Raw genomic sequence first — 18,651 nt, forward strand, 5'->3', positions numbered from 1 at the left:
ACTCACCATGGACACCTTCGCTCGCGACCACCTCCCACCTGCGGCGTTATGGCCGACGATCGAGTTCACGACGCCGGAGCTCCAGTACCCGGACCGTCTCAACGCCGCCACGGAACTGATCGACGTCCCGGCGGCGAGGTACGGCGACGACCGCCCTGCGTTGCGCACGCCCGCCGGTGAGGTCTGGTCCTACGGCGAGCTGCGGACGCGTGCCAACCAGATCGCGCAGGTGCTGATCGAGGACTTCCGTCTCGTCGCAGGGCAACGGGTTCTGCTGCGCTCACCCAACAACCCGTGGACCGTGGCCGCGTGGCTCGGCGTCCTCAAGGCGGGTGGCGTGGTCGTCACGACCATGGCCGCGCTGCGCACCCGCGAACTCGCGCCGATCGTCGAGCGGACCCGTCCGTCGATCGCCCTGGTGGACCAGCGGTTCGCGGAGGACGTGCAAGCCCTGCCCTCGCTGACCGTGGTGGCGTACGACGACCTCCAGGTGCTCGCCGCGGTCAAGCCGGGGGAGTTCACGGCCGTGGACACCGCCGCCGACGACGTGGCGCTGCTGGCGCCGACGTCCGGCAGCACCGGGTCACCCAAGATCACCGCGCACTTCCACCGCGACATCCTGTCCATCGACAACACCTTCGGCCGGCACGTGCTGCGGCTGGCCGAGAACGACCTCGTCGCCTGCACCGCGCCGTTCGCCTTCACGTTCGGCCTGGGCATGCTCGTCGTCTTCCCGTTGCGGGCCGGTGCCTGCGCGTTCCTGACCGAGGCGGCCACGCCGGTCCAGGTCGCGGATCTGGTGCAGGAGCACGGAGTCACGGTGCTCGCGACGGCCCCGACGGCGTACAAGGCGATCCTGCGTGATGGCACGGAGGGAAAACTCGCCGGACTGCGGATCGCGGTGTCGGCAGGCGAACACATCCCGCAGGAGACCTGGCGACGGCTGCGGGACCGGCTCGGGCTGCGGGTGATCGACGGCATCGGTGCCACGGAGTTGTTGCACATCTTCATCTCCGCGGCCGGCGACGACATCCGGCCCGGTTCCACCGGCAGGCCGGTGCCGGGCTACCGCGCCACCGTGCTCGGCCCCGACGGCGAGGAACTGGGCCCTGGCGTGCCTGGACGGCTGGGCGTCATCGGCCCGGTCGGCTGCCGCTACCTCGACGACGAACGGCAGAAGGACTACGTGGTGGGCGGCTGGAACGTCACCGGCGACGTCTTCCACCGCGACGAGGACGGCTACTTCCACTACCACGCCAGAAGCGACCACATGATCGTGTCATCCGGTTACAACATCGGCGGCCCAGAGGTCGAGGAGGCCATCGACACCCACCCGGACGTGCTGGAGTCCGCCGTCGTCGCCAAGCCCGACGACGAACGCGGCTCGGTCGTGTGCGCGTTCGTGGTGCTGCGCGACGGCACTCTGGGCGATGACGCGAAGGCGCGGGAGATCCAGGACCACGTGAAGCGGACCATCGCGCCCTACAAGTACCCGCGCGAGGTGCGGTTCCGCACGTCGTTGCCCCGCAACGCGAGTGGAAAGCTGCAGCGCTTCACGCTCCGCAAGATCGTCGAGGACGAGGTGCCGTCATGAAGATCGCCATCGTCGGCGGTGGGCCCGGTGGCCTCTACTTCGCCGCGCTGATGAAGCAGCTCGACCCCGCGCATGACGTCACCATCTGGGAACGCGACGCAGCCGACGTGACGTTCGGCTTCGGCGTGGTGTTCTCCGACGAGACGCTGGGCGGGATCGAGAACGCCGACCCGGAGTTCGCCGACGCCATGGCACGCCGGTTCGCCCGGTGGACGGACATCGACATCCACTACCGCGGCGAGAGCCACACGGTCGGCGGGCAGGGGTTCGCCGCGATGAGCCGCAAGGAGCTGCTCGGCCTGCTCCAGCGACGGTGCCGCGATCTCGGCGTGGTCGTGCACTTCTCGACCCCCGCGCCCGCAGTCGGCGTCCTGCGGTCGGAGTACGACCTCGTGGTCGGCGCGGACGGCGTCAACTCGTTGGTGCGGCGGTCCTCCGACGTCTTCAACTCCACTGTGGACCAGCGGCACAACAAGTACATGTGGCTCGGCACGGACCTGGTCTTCGAGGCGTTCCAGTTCTTCATCAAGGACACCCCGTGGGGGACCATGCAGGTCCACGGGTATCCCTACTCCGACACCGGTTCCACGTTCATCGTCGAGATGCACGAGGACGTGTGGCGCCGCGCCGGTTTCGACACCGGCCAGGAGTTCCCGCCGGGCGCCTCGGACGAGCCCGCCGTCGACCGGATCCGCGACCTGTTCGCCGAGGAACTCGACGGACACCAGGTGTTCGCCAACAACTCGAAGTGGCTCAGCTTCACCACCGTGCGCAACGAGCGCTGGCACGACGGGAACCTCGTCCTGGTCGGCGACGCCGCGCACACCGCGCACTTCTCGATCGGCTCGGGCACCAAGCTCGCGATGGAGGACTCGCTCGCCCTCGCCGCGTGCCTGCACGAACACCGCGACGTCGAGACCGCGCTGACGGCCTACGAGACCGAACGCCGACCCGTCGTGGAGTCCACCCAGCGCGCCGCCCAGGCGTCCCTGGAGTGGTTCGAGAACATCGGCATGTACGCGGACCAGGAACCGACCCGGTTCTGCTTCAACCTGCTCACCCGGTCCCGCCGCATCACCTACGACAACCTCCGCACCCGCGACTCGGAGTTCGCCGACCGCGTCGACGCCGCTTTCGCCGCCTCCCAGGGACTCCAGACCACGGCGCCCGCGATGTTCCAGCCATTTCGGCTGGGGCGGCTGGAGCTCAAGAACCGCGTGATCGTCTCGGCGATGGACATGTACTCGGCCGTCGACGGCGTGCCGGGCGACTTCCACCTCGTCCACCTGGGCTCGAAGGCCATGGGCGGGGCGGGCCTGGTGATGACCGAGATGGTCTGCGTCTCCCCGGATGGTCGCATCACGCCGGGCTGCACCGGTCTGTGGACCGACGAGCAACGCGACTCGTGGGCGCGGATCGTCTCGTTCGCGCACGAGCGGAGCACCGCCCGGATCGGCCTCCAGCTCGGCCATTCCGGCCGCAAGGGCTCGACCCGCCTGATGTGGGAGGGCATGGACGAACCGCTGCCTGAGGGCAACTGGGACGTCGTCGGCCCGTCACCGCTGCCGTACGGCCCTGGGAACGCCGTTCCGGGCGAAGTCGACCGCGAGCGGATCACCGCCGAGTTCGTGGCGGCGGCACAACGAGGTGCCGAAGCGGGCTTCGACCTGCTTGAACTGCACTGCGCGCACGGCTACCTGCTGTCCTCGTTCCTCTCGCCGATCGCGAACCAGCGCACCGACGAGTATGGCGGCACCCTCGCCAACCGCCTGCGGTTCCCCCTGGAGGTGTTCGACGCCGTCCGCGCGGTCTGGCCCGCCGAACGACCGATGATCGTGCGCATCTCCGCGACCGACTGGATCGACGGCGGCAACACCGAGCACGACGCCGTGGAGATCGCCCGTGCGTTCATCGCCCACGGTGCCGACGCGATCGACGTCTCCACCGGCCAGGTCACGGCGGACGAGCGCCCGGCGTACGGCCGCAGCTACCAAACGCCGTTCGCCGACCGGATCCGGCACGAGGTCACCGGTGCGGCGGTCATCGCGGTCGGCGCCATCGCCTCCTACGACGACGTCAACTCCATCCTCCTGGCGGGCCGCGCCGACCTGTGCGCGCTCGGCCGCACGCACCTCTACGACCCGCACTGGACCCTGCACGCGGCCGCGGAGCAGGAGTACCGGGCCGAGTGGCCGGTGCAGTACCGGGCGGGCAGCCGCAAGCCGCCGTCCGCGCGCACCGACGCCGTCCGGCCGAGGTTGTCGCTGCTGCGGGCCGACCCTCCAGATCGGAACGTGCACCTGCGCTGGACCCCGCACCGCGAGCATTCGGTTCTCGGATAGGCACTTCAGGCGCGTTCAGGTGAAACTTCATTCGGCTATGAATTGGAATCTGTTGTCCGGTCACATGGTGCGCGCGTCCGCATTGGTCTGATGGGGCAGACCTCCCACGCACGCGGGTGAGGGGGTGTTTGGAGCAGTGGCGCGGTCCCTAGCGTCGGCGGAGTTTCCCGAACTCCGCCACCGCTGAAGGGACCTGCTCGTGCGAAGACGTTTGCCGGCAATGCTGCTAGCGGGCGTGCTCGCTGGCAGCACGCTCACGGCCGCCGTGCCCGTGGCCGCCCAGCCACCCGTGTCCACACTCACCAAGTCCGTGCAGGGCGTGTCCGATCCCGCCTCCCACGGCGACAACGCCACCTGGGTCGTGTCCTATGCGAACGGCGCCAACGGTGCCGCCACGATCACCGACCCCATCGGCCCCGGCCAGACCCTCGTGTCCGGCTCGCTGCAGGTGCCACCGGGCTGGACCGGCACCGAGGGCAACCCCGTCACCGCCACGAACCCCAACGTGCGCAACGGTGGCAAGGCGCTGTCCAACCTGCTCACCCCTCCCGTGCAGGCCAGCGCGAGCAGCACCGGTGGTGACGGCTTCATCCCGATCCTGCAGCGCACGCCGGACGGCCGCCTGCAGGCGTGGAACGTCTACCACCACGTGGGCCCCGCCGCCCCGAAGCTCGTGTGCACCGATCTCACGACCAGTTCGCTCTGTGCGGGCGGTCCGTGGCCGAAGCCGCTCAACACGGCGCCCGGTCCGTTCGGCACGGGCAACACCGGTGACATCGGCAGTCCACTCGAACCGCAGTACGTCCGCGACGAGGCGAATCCCGCTCGCGTGTACTACTCGGCCGTCACGGCGTCCTCGATCGGCGTCGCCTGCCTCGATCTCGCCGCGCCCGGAAACTGCGGGTTCTGGCCCCTGATGCCACGGGCGGGGCAGAACGTCGAGATGGCGGGACTCGTCCAGGTCGGCGGAAACCTCTACGGCGTCGCGACTTCCGGCAGCGTGGTGTGCTGGACGATCGCCACGCAGAGCGCGTGCGGAGGCCAGCCCTACGCGTCGATCGTGCCGTTCACCAGCAGCAACAACTACTATCTCGGCGCGCTCACCGTCGCCGGGGGCAAGATCTTCGCCTCGTCGTCGCCGTTCGGCGGCGGCATCCCCAGGATGGGCTGCTTCGACCCCGGCACCAACGCCGCGTGCGCGGGCTGGGCCTCCCCGAAGCAGATCGGCCCGTCCGGCAACTACACCTACAACGCCTACACCGCTTACAGCACAACAGGTGCGGAGATCGGCGCGTGCTCCAGCACGACGGGCCAGAACGGCACCACCTGCTACGCGATCGACGGCTCGTCCCTGCCCACGCCGTCGGCGTTCGCGGGGCTGGAGAGCGGCGTCATCTCGTTCAACCCCGAGGTGGTGCGCACCGGCAACCGCGTCCGCAGCTTCCTCGCCATCTGGGGTGGCCCGTACGTGGGCGCCTCGGTGTGCCACGACTGGAGCACCGGGACCTCGTGCGCCGGCGTGCCCGCGCGCATCACCCATCCGACCGCCAACAACGGCGTGACGAGGGACTACGGCTACGCCTATGACGCTCCCACCGGTTGCATGATCGGGCTGGGAGACGCGGGCGTGCTGTTCTCGATGGATCCTGACACGGGGGCGTCGCCGTGCGTACGCAGCGGCGCCTCCGTGTCGCTCACCCCCTCGCAGTTCTACTGCGACGGCAAACCGCACACCACCACCTACACCAAGGCGCGGCTCGTCGGCGTGACACCGGCGAACGTGAACCTCGGCGCGTCCACCGTGAAGGCCGTGGACGGCGGCGGAAACCCCGTCACCGTGCCGAGTTTCGCCCCTGACGGCACGGTCGACCTGACCGGTGTCACGGCCTCTTCGCTGACGCTGACGGCGTCGCTCGTGCTGAACAACGCCGCGGACTTCGGCGGCGGCAACCAGCCGTCACTGGCCGTGGAGTTCAGCGGCGACGCGCCGCAGGTGTGCTTCCGCACCACGATTTCCGCGGACTGCCCGGTGACGTCCGTCGCGAACACCGCGAACGGGACCGACCCGACCGGCGCGTTCTCGTCCAACACGGTGACCCGTCAGGTCGCTCCGGGTTCGGCGTGCATGCCGAACGTGGTGGTGAACAAGGAGATCTGCGGTTCGTACACACCCGCCCACTGCAAGGCGGGCGGCGCCGGTCCGTGGGCCAAGCAAGCACCCGTGGGCGTTCTCGGCCTGCTGAACGCCACCGCGTACTGGCGGATCACCGTGACGAACAACGGCCCGATCCCGGTCGTCGACGCGTACGTGGTCGACGACGTGGAACCGGCCTGCCAGACCGGGCCGTTCACGCTGCAGCCCGGTGAGTCGAAACAGGTCCACTGCTCGACCTACGCGCTGCTGTCGCTGTTCCCCTTGACCAACAAGGCGAAGGCGAAGTACACGCCGGTCAACTCGACCCGCGTGTACAGCGACTGGTCGTCCGCGAAGGCCTGTTCGCTGCTCTGCGTGCTGAACTGAGTCGCCAGTGGAGGAGCATCAGCCGTACTCGGCCAGATAGGTCAGGACGGCCAGCACCCGGCGGTGCTCCTCCACGTTGGCGGCCAGCCCCAGCTTGGCCATGATGCTGCCGACGTGGGTCTCGACGGTGCGTTCGGTGAGCCAGAGCCGCCGCGCGATCGCGACGTTCGTGCAACCCTCGGCCATCAGGCCGAGGACCTCGCGTTCGCGCGGGGTGAGTGACCCGGTGGCGGGCCGGCCGAGCAGCCTGCCCACCACCTCGGGGTCGAGCGCCGAGCCACCGGCGGCGACCCGCGTGATCGACTCCAGGAAGTCGTCGACCTCCAGCACGCGATCCTTGAGCAGGTAACCGAATCCGCCCTGGCTGACCAGGTCGACGGAGTGCCGCGTCTCGACGTGCTGGGAGAGCAGCAGAATCCCGACACCGGGCTGGGCGGAGCGGATCCGCCGGGCGGCCCGTGCGCCGTCGTCGGTCAGGTCGGGTGGCATCCGAACGTCCACAATGGCCAGATCGGGCTCCGCCCGCGCCACCACGGCGACGAGGGTGTCCGCGTCGGCGGCGCGGCCCACGATGTCGTGGCCCGCGTGGGAGAGCAGGCTCGCGAGCCCTTCCCGGAACAGCGTCGAGTCCTCGCCGATCACGATGCGCATGGCAGCACCGCCTGGATCGTCGTGCCGGTACCGGGTGTGCTGTTGAGCCGCAGCGATCCGCCCAGCGCGGCGACGCGGTCGGCCAGCCCGGCCAGTCCGGAACCGCCGCGCGGATCGGCGCCGCCGCACCCGTCGTCCTTCACCCACACGTTCACCTCGTCCGCCTGCTGCGTGACGCGGACGGTGATGGCGCTGGCGTGCGCGTGCTTGGCGGCGTTGGTGATCGCCTCGGCGGCGACGAAGTAGGCGGTGATCGCGATGTCGTCGGCCAGTGGTTCCTGCATGATCTCCAACTCCACCGGGACCGGCAGCTTGTTCGTGAGCGCGGCGAGCGCGGAGTGCAGCCCGTCGTCGAGGCTGGTGGGACGCAGGCCGTGGGCGATCTGCCGGAGTTCGGCGATGGCGGTGGCCAGTTCGGCGACGCCCTGGTCGAGCAGCGCGTGCACGTCGACCGAACCGGTGGGCAGCTGCCGTTGCGCGAGCCGCATCGCCATGCCCAGCGACACCAGCCTTTGCTGGGCGCCGTCGTGCAGGTCGCGTTCGAGCCGGTGCCGTTCGGCGTCCCCGGCCTGGATGATCCGGGTGCGGCTCGCCTCGACCTCGCGCAGGGCGGTGGCGAGCTCACCGCGCAGCCGGGCGACCTCGACCAGGCTCGCGGCGGCGGTCGCGACGACCTTCAGCACGGCCGGGGTGGTGCCGGACGCCGCGAGCACGCCGATCTGGGTGCCGCCCAGGGTGATCGGCACGAGTCCGGTGTCGGTCACCGGCGCGCCGCTCGTGTCGATGAAGCACGTCGACGCCGGCAGCAGCAGCCCGACCTTGAGCGTGGGATCTCGCAACGCCGTGCGCAGCGTCGCTTCGAGCTCTTCCGGTTGGGCGGCTTGCGTGTGCACGCGGTGTTGCAGGTCCTCGATGGCGAGCAGAGCGGCCCTGGTGCGGGGGAAGAGCCGCCGGTCGACCTCCCGTTGCAGACGCCTCCGGACGGGAGTGAGCAGCACCGCGCAGACCGCGGTGGCGCCCGCCGCCGCGGCGGGGGAGTCCTGGCCCACCACGAGGCCGAGGGTGAGGGCCGACAGCGCGTACGCACCGATGAGGACGAGCAGGACGATCGTGTAGCTGATGGTGTCGGCCAGCACGCGGTCCACGTCGTAGAGGTCGTGGCGCAGCATGGCCACTCCGACCGAGCAGAACAGCGCGAAGATCGTGACGATGCCGAACACCGTTGCCACGACACCACTTCGACTGGTCACGACGATCTCGGCGAGGCACACGACCGGGTAGGCGGTCACGGCCAGCCCGGCGAACGCGAGCCACTTCAGCTGTGCCCGGACGATTCCCCGGGACGCGCGGAACCGCACCACCAGCGAGACACCGGCCGCGAGCAACGTCAGGATCAGCCCGATGTTCACGACATAGCTGAGGACGTGGACCACATCGGACGGTGGACCCCAGGGCTTGGCCAGCCCTTCCATCGGTTCGGTGAACGGCTCTCGTGGCGTCGCGCCGAACGCCTGCTGGGCCAGCGCCAGCACGACGATCAGCGGCGGCAGGAACGACCATCGTTTCGCAGGCAGCGTGCCGTCCGGGAAGTGCAGGAGCAGCAACGCGACGGCGGCGAGCAGCCACCAGCCGCTCTCGTTGAGCACCGCTACCACGCGGGAGTCCAGCGGCACCGAGGCCGAATCGGCGAGCCAGGCGCCGTAGTAGACGTTTCGCGCGGCCAGGAAGACCACGATCGCCCCGACCCAGGCGAGGAGCGGGCCCACGGGGTTGGCGCGCACCCGGAACTCGATCGTCACGCCGAGCGCCGCCATCGCCAGGCCGAGTGTCGCGAAGCCGGCGAACGGGCCGGCCAGGTCGCTCGGCGTGCGGAACAGCAGCCAGCCCGCACCCGCCGTCATCAGGACGGCGATGCCCAGAAGCGCCAGTCCTGCCGGCCTCGGCCACGTCATCGCCCCAGGGTAAGGCCGGTGTGACGGCCTGGCTTCAGTGCTGGCACGGAGAACGTGTCCGGGGTCGGTACCGATGTGTCCGGTGCCCCTCCGCCGGTTGCATGGCACCACCGAATCCGGTGCGGGGCGAGGACTGACGTGGTCGGCGCCCTCCGCCGGTTGGCACCACCGAATCCGGTGCAGGGGCGAGGACCGACGTGTCCGGTGTCCTTAGCCGGTCGCGTCGAGCCACCCGATCTCCTTGGAAGGGCAGGGACCATGTCCGTCGACATCACCGCGGCGCCCGACACCGCCGCGAGCTCCACGCGGGGACGCGTCGCCGTCCTCGCGGTCGTCCTGGGTGTCACGTCCGTCGCCGCCGTCGCGGGCGGACTGCTCTGGCCGGAACCGGCGGGCGGCGGCGAGACCTACTCCTACGCCGACATCGCGGCCCATCGCGACCTGTGGTGGACGCTGCTCACCGGTCTCGCGGCCATGCAGGTCCTCAACATCCCGTTGCAGGCGCTGGCGACGCTGTTCCTGGTCCGGCGCCGCGGCGGCGCCTGGGCGACCTGGGGTGCCGCGCTCATGTGGATCGGCGGCGGGCTGCAGGGTGCCGGGGTCGCGGGCTGGGCGGCGGCCTACTTCTTCCCGACCGATCCCGGACTCGACGCTGCTGTCGGCGGCGCGGTGATCCAGGCGGCCAACAACGACACCGCGCACCTCTTCGCGTTCATGATCCCCGGTGCCGCACTGGTGTTGCTGGGCACCGTTCTTCAGTGCGTGGGTCTATTCCGCTCGCACGCCGTCCCGAAGTGGGTGCCCATCTCGTTGCTGTTCGTCGTCATCACCTTCGTGGTGCCCGGCAACGGCCTGGCGGGCCTCCTGACCAGCATCCCGATGGCGGCCGGCGCGATCGGTCTCGGCTACCACGCCTGGCGTGCGGCGGAGTGAGGCCAGCCAGGCGACCACCGCGACCGCGACCGCCGGAACGGCCGCGGTCGCGGTGAACGCCAGGATGGCGAGGACGATCACGAACGCGGCCGCCGCGGCGACGCGCACCCCGCCGGACAACAGCTTCCACGCGGCGGCCGTGCACCCGAGGTACACCACCAGGAACATCGCGCTCGGCACGGCCACCAGCGACTCCAGTTCCAGGACACCGGCGCCGAGCAGGCTGATCAGCACGCCACCGGACCCGAGGATCGCGACGTTCAGCCAGCGCGGCGGAGTGTCCAGGTCCTCGTCGTGCGACGTCAGCGTGCGTGCCAGGGTCGCGGCGCCGGAGACGTAGGCGTTGATCGTGCCGATGGTGAGGACGACCGCCGAGACCGAAGCCAGCACCACGCCAGCCGGTCCGACGGCGAGCACCAGGAGTTTCGCGACGGGAGTGGAGCTTCCGGCGTCCGGGCCCAGCGCGGCGACGGTCACGGCGGCCAGCGACAGGTACAGCAGGCTGGTCACGGCGAGCGTGATCGCGACGATGCGCGGTAACTGGCGACGCGGGTTCGTCAGTCGCGCGGTCAGCGGTGCGGCGGCCTCCCAGCCGACGAACGACAGCATGAGCGGCGCGGCGGCCGAACCGGCGGCGGCCCATCCGTGCGGTGCGAAGGGCGTCCAGTTCTCGGCGTGTGCCGCGAACGCGCCGCCCACGACGCTGATGGCCACGACCGCGAGAAGCAGCAGCACGAGTCCGAACTGGACGGTGGACGACGTGCGCAGCCCGCGGGACGTGATCACCAGAACCGCCACCAGGATCACGGCCGCGATCAGGCACGCCGTCACCCGGCCCGCACCGGCGAGTTCCGCGACGTAACCGCCGCCGATCACGCAGACGATCGGGGCACCGGCGATGATCCCGGCCAGGAACGACCACGACGTCGCCACCGAGGCCCTGCGGCCGAGCCCGAGCGCGACGTAGCCCTGCACTCCGGATGCTGAGGGCATCCGGATGCCGAGTGCGGCGAAGACCCAGCCCAGCAGGCCGGAGAGCACGAGCAGGGCGGCCCAGGTCAGGACGGACGCCGGGCCGGCGACGGCCGCGGTCAGGCCGGGCAGCATCAGCAGACCGGGGCCCAGCAGGGCGCCGACGTACATCGCCGACCCGCGCGACACGGTGAGTGGTGAGGACATGCCTGAATTCTGAAGCGCGGAACGAGACAGCCGCTGCGAACTTGAAGCGTCTGAGGCTTGGTACACGCAACTGAATTGCGCAGATTCGAACTATCCCCGAATACTGTGCGCATGGACCAGTTCGACGCTGTCGACCGGGCGATCCTGCGCCGGCTCCAGATCGACGGCCGGGTGCCCAACAACGAACTCGCCGAAGCGGTGCGCCTGTCACCCTCCGCGTGTCTGCGCCGGGTTCGCGCGCTGGAGAGCGCCGGGATCATCGCGGGCTACCGGGCCGAGCTGGACCGCGCGAAGGCGGGCCTGGGCCTCACGGTCTTCCTGGAGCTGAAGGTCAACGGCCACTCCGCGGAGACGGCCCGTGAGGTCGAGGAGGCCCTGCTGGCGATCCCGGCCGTGGTGGCGTGCCACCTGGTGACGGGATCGGCCGACTTCTTCGCCGAGGGCGTGCTGCCGGACCTGCCTTCGTACGAACCGCTGCTGCTGAACCACGTGCTGGCCATCTCGGCGGTGGTCGACGTGCGCAGCTCGTTCGCCATCCGGACGATGCGGTCCCGGGGTCCGCTGCCCGTCGACCACCTGAGGTGAGCTAAGCGGTGACCGCGCCGTGGGCCAGGAGGCTCTCGGCCGTCTCGGCGATGCTGTCCTCGATCGGACGCGGCTTCCAGCCCAGCACTCGTTCCGCCTTGGCGCTGGTCGCGTTGAAGTCCTGCCCCAGCTGAGGGCGCAACGCCCGCATCTGCGGGTTGACCACGGCCATCGCGCGGGCGACCGCCAGCGGGATCTCCTTGGTGGGAGCCTTGGCGGCACGCTCGCCGAGCCGTGCGCGCAGGATCCGGGACACCTCCACCATCCGGAGGCTGGGCCCCGCGGTGGCCAGGAAGCGCTCGCCGTCGGCGGCCGGGTCGGTCATGGCACGCAGGTGCAGGTCGGCGACGTCCCGCACGTCGACCCAGCCGATGCCGAACGGGGGACAGGCGGGCAGGGCGCCGTCGAGCATGCCGCGGATGGTGCGCAGCGAGGGCGGGTCGTCCGGACCCAGGACCGGGCCGATGACCGCGACCGGGTGCACGGCCACCAGTTCCAGGCCATCGCCCTCGGTCTCGACGAACTTCCAGGCCGCGCGCTCGGCCAGCGTCTTCGACTTCTGGTAGGGCGGGATGCCGCCGTCGACGTTCGTCCAGTCCTCCTCGGTGAACGGCGTCGAGCGCTTCGGATGTCCGTACGCGATGGCGCCGAGCGCGCTCGTGAGCACGACCCGCTTCACGCCCGCGTCGCGGGATGCCTGCAACACCCGCAGCACGCCGTCACGAGCGGCCGAGATCATCTCCTCCTCGGTCGGTCCCGTGGCGCAGCGTGGGCGACGCGACGTGCAGGACGTGGTCACAGCCCGCGACCGCCTCCGTCCAGCCCTCGTCACTGCTGAGGTCGGCGCGCACGACGGTCAGGCGCGAGTCCTCGAAGTCGGTCGCCCCGTGCAGCAGGGCTCGCAACCCGGGTTCCCGTTCCAGGTCGCGGACCGTGGTGCGGACGTCGTGACCGGCCTGCAGCAGCGCGAGCGCGCACCAGCTGCCGATGAACCCGGTTCCGCCGGTGACCAGCACGTTCGACATGGATTCCTCCTCGAAGCCAACTTGCGGAGAATCCTCCGCAAGTGCTTCCGAAACTAGCGGAGGATTGTCCGCGAGTCAATCGCAGGGCATCATCGACGGCATGGACGACCAGGCGCCGGGCACGTACGGCACGCAACGCAAGGCCGCCGCGCGCAACCGCGTCGCGATCATCGAGGCCGCCCACGAGCTGTTCGCGGAGAACCCGCTCGTGACGCTCAGCGAGGTCGCCAAGCGCGCGGGGGTCGGCGCGGGCACGCTGTACCGGCACTTCCCGACCCGCGAGGACCTGATCCTGGCGGCCTACCAGCACGACATCGAACGCATGACCACCGCTGCCGACGAGGTGCTGACCCGCAACCCGTCGGCGAAGGCGGCGTTCGTGGAGTGGTTCGAGATGCTGTCGGCCTACATCCGCCTCAAGCACGGCCTCGGCGACGCGCTGCACAGCGAGGCGGCCCAGGAGATGGTCCGCGCGTCCTGGGGGCCGGCCACCGCCGCGGTCACGAAGCTCGTCGGCGCCTGCGTGGCCGAGGGCACGATCGCCCCTGGTCACGACCCCGCGGACATCATCATGCTGATGAGCTTCCTGTGGCGGGTCCCGAACAACGACGCCGGTGTGGCCCAGGGACGGCGCCTGATCGCCGCCGTGTTCTCTGGCTTGGAGAACGCGCCCAAGCCGCTCTGACTCAGCCCTGCGCGAAGATCGCCAGGGGGTCGGTGTGCCGGGGCGTCCAGCCGAGTTCGGCCTGGGCGCGTGCCGGGGTGAACCGCTGGTCCAGTGCGAACGCGTCCGCGATCGGGCCCATCTGTGCGCGGGCGTCGTTCAGCGAGAGTGAGATGGTCTTGCCATCCAGGCCGGCGCCGTGACTGATCGCCGTGGCGATCTCGTGCGTCGTCGGGTCCACTCCGCCGACGCCGTTGTACACCGATCCGGCCTTGGCGTTCAGTGCCGCGACGTACAGCTCCGCCAGGTCGTCGACGTGCACGAGCGACCAGTGGTTCGTGCCGTCGCCGAGGTAGGGGATCGCGCCGGATTCCTTGCCCGGCTTGGTGAAGAAGACGTCGATCAGGCGGTTCTCCCCGCCGTACAGCAGGCCGGGCCTGATCACGACCGGCCGGCCGCCGTTGTGCGCGCGTGAGAGGACCTTCTCCTCGACCTCCTCGCGCCACGCGACGATCGACGGCGGGTTCCAGGCGGCGTCCTCGTCGGCGATGCCGTCGGTGTCGCCGTAGACCCAGGTTCCGCCGGTGTGGACGTAGGTGCCCGCGCCGACGCCGTCCTGCATCGCGGTGGCGGCGGCGAGGTCGGCCTCCGCGCTGTCGGCCTGCGCGAGGTGGATGACCGCGTCCGCGCGGCTCGCGGCGGTGGTGAGGACGTCCAGATCGGACAGTCCGCCGCTCACCGGCGTCGCGCCCGCCTCGCTCATGGCCGCCGCTGACCTGGCGGAGCGGGCGAGTGCCTCGACGACGTGCCCGTGGCGCAGGAGAGCCGCGACCGTGGCCTTGCCGATGTAGCCGGAGGCCCCGGTGATGAACACCTTCATGGCGATTTCCTTCCTTCGTGGTGCCTCCAGCCTCTGCGGACTTCGTCGGGCCGTCCAAGACTTGCTGAGTCGTCCTCAATGCCCACAGGGCATCGCGCTCAGAGGTTCGGGTAATCTGGATGATGAGAACATCCCAAATGTGATCGGCGGGAGTGGCGATGGTTCGGCTGACTCGGGTGGAGCAGCAGGCGCGCACGCGTGCCGCGGTGCTGGCGGCGGCGCGGGAGGAGTTCGCGGAGCACGGCTTCGTGCCGGCCAAGGTCGACCGGATCGCCGAGCGGGCGGAGCTCACCCGCGGTGCGGTGTACTCGAACTTCCCGAGCAAACGGGCCCTGTACCTGGCCGTGCTGATCGACCAGATCGAGAAGGGCGCATCCGGCGAACCGCAGGCGTCCGTGTCGCCGTCGTCGAGGGTCGACGCGCTGGGCGTGTTCGCGAGGGTCTGGCTCGAACGCCTGCCGCTGGTGGGCGACTCGGCGCCGGGCGGGCGGCTGCAGTCGCGTTCGCTGGACGGCGTGTTCGAGGACGAGCACGGTCCGGCGGTGCTGGCGCAGGTGGCGCGGCTGGAGGCGTTGCTGCTGGCCATCGCCCTGGAACGCGGCGCGCCGGAGCGGCGGGTACGGCTGGCCGAACTGGTGCTGACGGTGCTCGACGGCGCGGGGCACCGGGCCGAGACGTCGCCGGGGTTCGGCGACCCGTTCGACGTGGCGCACGCGTGCAGGCACCTGGGCACCATCGACCTGAAGGACACCTGGGCTCCTCCGCACCTGCCCTACGTCGCCCCGGCGCGGACGTGCGCGGACGCCTGGACCGCTCCCGAAGGCCTCGTCGACCGGATCAGCGGTGATCCGGTCGACCTCTCGGACGGTCTCGTGGTGGTGCTGGGCGCGGCGCGGCTCGGTGCGGCCGAGGAAGCGGTCCGGTCCGGGAAGCCCGGTGAGCAGGTCACGGTGGTCGTCGTCACCGGCGACGCGGAGGAGACCGGCCGTCTCGTCCGGCTCCGGGTGACCGATGCCGTCGGCTGCCTGCGCAGGGTGTTCGCGCCCGATGTCTGGCCGCACGTCCGGCTGGTGCTCGACGACGCCGCGCTGGTGGCGTCGTCGATCGGCCTCACGAATCCCGGCGACGACACCGAGTCCGCGGTCAGCGTGCGCGACGGCGTGATCGTCGCCCGCGCTGACGGCCGCGGTGCCGGCTATGCCGCCGGTGCGCGCAGGCGGGAGGCGACGGCGTGAGCGCGAACCTGTTGGTGCTGCACGCGTTGCGTTGTGTCGGCACCACCGGACTCACCAGGGTGGCTTCGTTCACGGGGCTGGAGGAGTCCGAAGTGGAGTCCGAGCTGATCGACCTCGCGGTCGCCGGTCTCGTGACGCACCACAGGGGCTTCGGAGGGTGGGCGTTGACCGAGTCCGGCCGGGCCGCCGACGCGTCCGGCGTCAAGGCCGAACTGGAGTCGGCCGGCACCCGCCCAGCGCTGACCGAGGCGTTCGACGCGTTCCTCGTGCTCAACCCGGAACTGCTCGACCTCTGCACGGCGTGGCAGGTTCGTTCCGCGGACGGTGTCGTCAACGACCACACCGACGAGGTCTACGACGCCCGAGTCCTGGCCTTGTTCACCGACTTCCACGCGCGCGCCGTCGTGGTCATCGCCGCACTGGCCGCCGCCGTGCCGCGGTTCGCCCGCTACGACCCGCGCCTGACCGAAGCCCTTGCTCGCGCGCAAGCGGGGGAGCTTGACCACCTGGCCGACACCATCGACTCGTTCCACACGGTGTGGGCGGAACTGCACGAGGACCTGCTCGCGACGCTGGGAATCGCCCGATGGGCTGGGTGAGGCACCTCGACGCCGAGCTGGCCGAACCGCCGGAAGTGCTGGGAGGCAAGGCTCACGGCCTGGTGCTGCTGCACCGTCTGGGCCTGCCGGTGCCCGCGGGTGTAGTCGTCACCACCGAGGCCTGCCGCGCCTTCCTCCGCGACGGCCGGCTTCCCCGCGGGTTGCGCGAAGAGCTGGCGACCGCCGTCGAACCGCTCGGAACGTCGGTCTCGGTGCGCTCCGGCGCAGCGGTGTCGATGCCGGGCATGATGGACACGATCCTCAACCTGCAGCCCACCTCCGAGGTCCTCGACGACGCGGTGAAGTCGGTGTTCGCGTCATGGGACACGCCCCGCGCCCGCACCTACCGCACCCTGCACGGCATTCCGCACGACCTCGGCACCGCCGTGATCGTGCAACGGATGGTGTTCGGCGACCGCGACGACCACAGCGGCTCCGGAGTCGCCTTCAGCCGCGATCCGGACACCGGCGCCAACGTCCCGTTCGGCGAGGTCCTCTTCGGCCACCAGGGCTCCGACGTCGTCTCCGGCCGCTCCCTGACCCGTCCCCTGCACGACCTGGCCGACCGCGAACCTCTGGTGTGGCAAGGCCTTCGGGCCGCACTGCACCGCCTCGAACAGCACTACCGCGACGCCTGCTACGTCGAGTTCACCTATGAGTCGGGCGAGCTGTGGCTGCTGCAGGTGCGGCCGGGCGGGTTCACCGGAGCCGCCGCCGTCCGCCTCGCCACTGACCTGGCCGACGAAGAGGTGATCAACCGCGACGAGGCACTGCTGCGCGTCTCGCCCCAGCACCTCCGCCACGTGCGCACGTCCCGCATCGCCCCAGATGCCGACGTCATCGCACGCGGGCTGGGCGTGTGCCCGGGAGTGGCGTCGGGCCGGGTCGCGGTCACGGCCGACGAGGCGGTCCGGATGGCGGCAGGCGGCCCGGTCGTCCTGGTGAGGCCGGAGACGTCGCCGGACGACATCCGCGGCCTGGCGGCGGCCACCGGCATCGTCACCGCGCGGGGAGGCCCGGCCAGCCACGCCGCGGTCGTCGCGCGCTCGATGGGCAAGCCCGCTGTCGTGGGGGTCGCCGACCTCGGGGTCGGCACCGGCTCGGTGACGGTGGGCGGGCGTGTTGCCGGCGTGGGGGAGCTGATCACCATCGACGGGACCGGGGGCGAGGTCGCTCTCGGCCGGCCTCACCTCATGACGGCGGCCGAAGACCCTCACCTGCACCGGCTGCTCGACTGGGCGGACGAGGTGTCGGGGGACCGGTCGGGCCGCGGTGAGGCAGAACGCCTCGCCGCTGCGCACGCCGCGCTCCGGAGCTGTCGGCCGGATTGATCGTGTGCTGTTGTGGCAGGCCGGTGACGTTTTCGGTGCGGCGGGCGGGCGGTGACGTGTGCCGGTCGACCTCGATGAGGAGGAACGCCTCGCCGCTGCGCACGCCGCGCTCCGGAGCTGTCGGCCGGATTGATCGTGTGCTGTTGTGGCAGGCCGGTGACGTTTTCGGTGCCGCGGCGGGCGGTGACGTGTGCCGGTCGACCTCGATGAGGCGGGACGTCTCACCGGTGCGGGCGGCAGCCGGGCTGGTCGCTGCCGCGGCGGGCAATGGGAGCCTCGGCGCCGGCCCAGGTGCGCCGGGTTCGAACGAGCCTCGCCGTCGCGCAGGCCGTGCTCCCGTGCCGGCAGCCGGGCGGGTCGGTGGCGGCTCCGCCCCGCACCTCGATGCCGCGGTGCGCTCGACTACCTCGGCGAAGCCGGCGCTGAGGTCGTCGCGCGAGGCGGGCATCCGGTCTCGCCGAGGTGAGCCGGGCGGCTTCAGCGCTGCGGCGGGGTGGTCACGGCCGTGGTCCCGGGCCGAAACCCGTCCAGCGCAGTTCCTCCGGCAGGTGACTCATGTCGTTGTACAGCACCAGGGTCGGCGGAGTGCCGGTGCGCTGCTGGATCACCGTGAGCGCGGTGTTGCCGCAACTCATCGCCAGCCAGCGGGCGGGCGGGGCGTCGAGGGCGTCCCGCACCAGCCAGGCCACCTGGTAGGCGTGCGTCACCAGGACCTCGTGCGACTCGGTCTCGGCAGGGCGGGCGAACCGCTCCACCAGTGCCTGTGAGAGGCGTGCGCCGGCGGCGGCTTCCGCCGCGTCGAAGCCGTCGAAGAAACCGGCCCACGTCGCGGGCATCACCTCCGGCACGTGCGGTACGTGGTCCACCAGTTCGGCCGCCTCGGCGACCGCGGCGTTCGGCAGGTGTTCGGCCAGGATGCGCGCGGTGCCTGCGGCCCTGGCCAGGGGTGAGTGCCACACGGCGTCGATCGGCAGGTGGGCCAGGCGCTCGCCGAGCAGGTGCGCCTGCCGGGAGCCGGTGCCGGTCAGTTCGCCGAACGGGTCCGCCGCGCCGTGCCGCACGACGTAGAGGTGCCGAGTCGCCATGTTCGCCCACTCCCAGGTTGTCAACATCCGGATGTTAGCAACATCTGAAACTCCGGTGAGGCGTCCCCAATGCGC

15 protein-coding genes are annotated in these 18,651 nt (G+C 70.9%); 8 read left to right on the forward strand and 7 right to left on the reverse strand.

The features are described 5' to 3' along the window. The first annotated feature begins 7 nt into the window (after positions 1-7). The 3 genes from ACIQF0_RS14310 (at position 8) to ACIQF0_RS14320 (ending at position 6,457) form a co-directional block, all read left to right on the forward strand. On the forward strand, positions 8-1,594 hold the full coding sequence (locus ACIQF0_RS14310; RefSeq protein WP_401029211.1) for an AMP-binding protein: 1,587 nt from the start codon (positions 8-10) through the stop codon (positions 1,592-1,594). Further along, complete coding sequence (locus ACIQF0_RS14315; RefSeq protein WP_401029213.1) at positions 1,591-3,936, forward strand: bifunctional salicylyl-CoA 5-hydroxylase/oxidoreductase; 2,346 nt, start codon at positions 1,591-1,593, stop codon at positions 3,934-3,936. Before ACIQF0_RS14310 ends, ACIQF0_RS14315 begins: the two co-directional genes overlap by 4 nt. A 199-nt stretch (positions 3,937-4,135) precedes the next feature. Further along, positions 4,136-6,457, forward strand: a complete 2,322-nt coding sequence (locus tag ACIQF0_RS14320; RefSeq protein ID WP_401029216.1) for a hypothetical protein — start codon at positions 4,136-4,138, stop codon at positions 6,455-6,457. 18 nt (positions 6,458-6,475) lie between these two features. Here the strand turns inward: ACIQF0_RS14320 and ACIQF0_RS14325 are convergent, their stop codons facing one another. The 3 genes from ACIQF0_RS14325 to ACIQF0_RS14335 all read right to left on the reverse strand — a co-directional run bounded on the left by ACIQF0_RS14325 (position 6,476) and on the right by ACIQF0_RS14335 (position 11,172). After that, positions 6,476-7,108, reverse strand: coding sequence for a LuxR C-terminal-related transcriptional regulator (locus tag ACIQF0_RS14325; RefSeq protein ID WP_401029219.1), 633 nt, complete (start codon positions 7,106-7,108; stop codon positions 6,476-6,478). Next, positions 7,096-9,060 carry a sensor histidine kinase gene (locus ACIQF0_RS14330; RefSeq protein WP_401029222.1) on the reverse strand — a complete coding sequence of 655 codons (1,965 nt, stop codon included), beginning with the start codon at positions 9,058-9,060 and terminating at the stop codon, positions 7,096-7,098. The genes ACIQF0_RS14325 and ACIQF0_RS14330 overlap by 13 nt, the downstream gene beginning before the upstream one ends. 768 nt (positions 9,061-9,828) lie before the next feature. Next, positions 9,829-11,172 carry an APC family permease gene (locus ACIQF0_RS14335; RefSeq protein WP_401029225.1) on the reverse strand — a complete coding sequence of 448 codons (1,344 nt, stop codon included), beginning with the start codon at positions 11,170-11,172 and terminating at the stop codon, positions 9,829-9,831. A gap of 111 nt (positions 11,173-11,283) precedes the next feature. Here ACIQF0_RS14335 and ACIQF0_RS14340 point away from each other — a divergent pair, with 111 nt between their 5' ends. Next, on the forward strand, positions 11,284-11,757 hold the full coding sequence (locus ACIQF0_RS14340) for an Lrp/AsnC family transcriptional regulator (protein ID WP_401029228.1): 474 nt from the start codon (positions 11,284-11,286) through the stop codon (positions 11,755-11,757). A gap of 1 nt (position 11,758) precedes the next feature. Here ACIQF0_RS14340 and ACIQF0_RS14345 read toward each other — a convergent pair whose 3' ends face one another. Both ACIQF0_RS14345 and ACIQF0_RS14350 read right to left on the reverse strand, forming a co-directional pair. After that, entirely contained in the window at positions 11,759-12,496 is a 738-nt protein-coding gene (locus tag ACIQF0_RS14345) for an NAD-dependent epimerase/dehydratase family protein (protein ID WP_401029230.1), read from the reverse strand. Continuing rightward, positions 12,477-12,782, reverse strand: coding sequence for an NAD-dependent epimerase/dehydratase family protein (locus ACIQF0_RS14350; RefSeq protein ID WP_401029233.1), 306 nt, complete (start codon positions 12,780-12,782; stop codon positions 12,477-12,479). The genes ACIQF0_RS14345 and ACIQF0_RS14350 overlap by 20 nt, the downstream gene beginning before the upstream one ends. Before the next feature lie 100 nt (positions 12,783-12,882). Here ACIQF0_RS14350 and ACIQF0_RS14355 point away from each other — a divergent pair, with 100 nt between their 5' ends. Further along, complete coding sequence (locus ACIQF0_RS14355) at positions 12,883-13,467, forward strand: TetR/AcrR family transcriptional regulator (protein WP_360038905.1); 585 nt, start codon at positions 12,883-12,885, stop codon at positions 13,465-13,467. A 1-nt stretch (position 13,468) separates the two neighbouring features. Here the strand turns inward: ACIQF0_RS14355 and ACIQF0_RS14360 are convergent, their stop codons facing one another. Then, positions 13,469-14,326 (reverse strand): NAD-dependent epimerase/dehydratase family protein, encoded by an 858-nt coding sequence (locus ACIQF0_RS14360; protein ID WP_401029238.1) that lies wholly within the window; start codon positions 14,324-14,326, stop codon positions 13,469-13,471. Positions 14,327-14,484: 158 nt separating this feature from the next. On the opposite strand from ACIQF0_RS14360, the gene ACIQF0_RS14365 reads away from it, so the two are divergent. From ACIQF0_RS14365 to ACIQF0_RS14375, 3 genes are read left to right on the forward strand one after another with little or no spacing between them, the layout of a single operon-like run. Further along, entirely contained in the window at positions 14,485-15,561 is a 1,077-nt protein-coding gene (locus tag ACIQF0_RS14365; protein WP_401029241.1) for a TetR/AcrR family transcriptional regulator, read from the forward strand. After that, a complete protein-coding gene (locus tag ACIQF0_RS14370; protein ID WP_401029244.1) occupies positions 15,558-16,160 on the forward strand; it encodes a transcriptional regulator in 603 nt (200 codons plus the stop codon). The genes ACIQF0_RS14365 and ACIQF0_RS14370 overlap by 4 nt, the downstream gene beginning before the upstream one ends. Then, the gene (locus ACIQF0_RS14375; RefSeq protein ID WP_401029247.1) at positions 16,148-17,491 is read left to right on the forward strand and encodes a PEP/pyruvate-binding domain-containing protein; all 1,344 of its coding nucleotides are present in this window, start codon (positions 16,148-16,150) and stop codon (positions 17,489-17,491) included. Before ACIQF0_RS14370 ends, ACIQF0_RS14375 begins: the two co-directional genes overlap by 13 nt. 497 nt (positions 17,492-17,988) lie before the next feature. On the opposite strand, the gene ACIQF0_RS14380 is transcribed toward ACIQF0_RS14375, so the two are convergent. Continuing rightward, a complete protein-coding gene (locus ACIQF0_RS14380) occupies positions 17,989-18,600 on the reverse strand; it encodes a histidine phosphatase family protein (protein ID WP_401029250.1) in 612 nt (203 codons plus the stop codon). Positions 18,601-18,651: the final 51 nt, after the last annotated feature.

This window comes from Lentzea sp. NPDC092896 (assembly GCF_044754905.1).
In the GTDB taxonomy this organism is placed as follows: domain Bacteria; phylum Actinomycetota; class Actinomycetes; order Mycobacteriales; family Pseudonocardiaceae; genus Lentzea.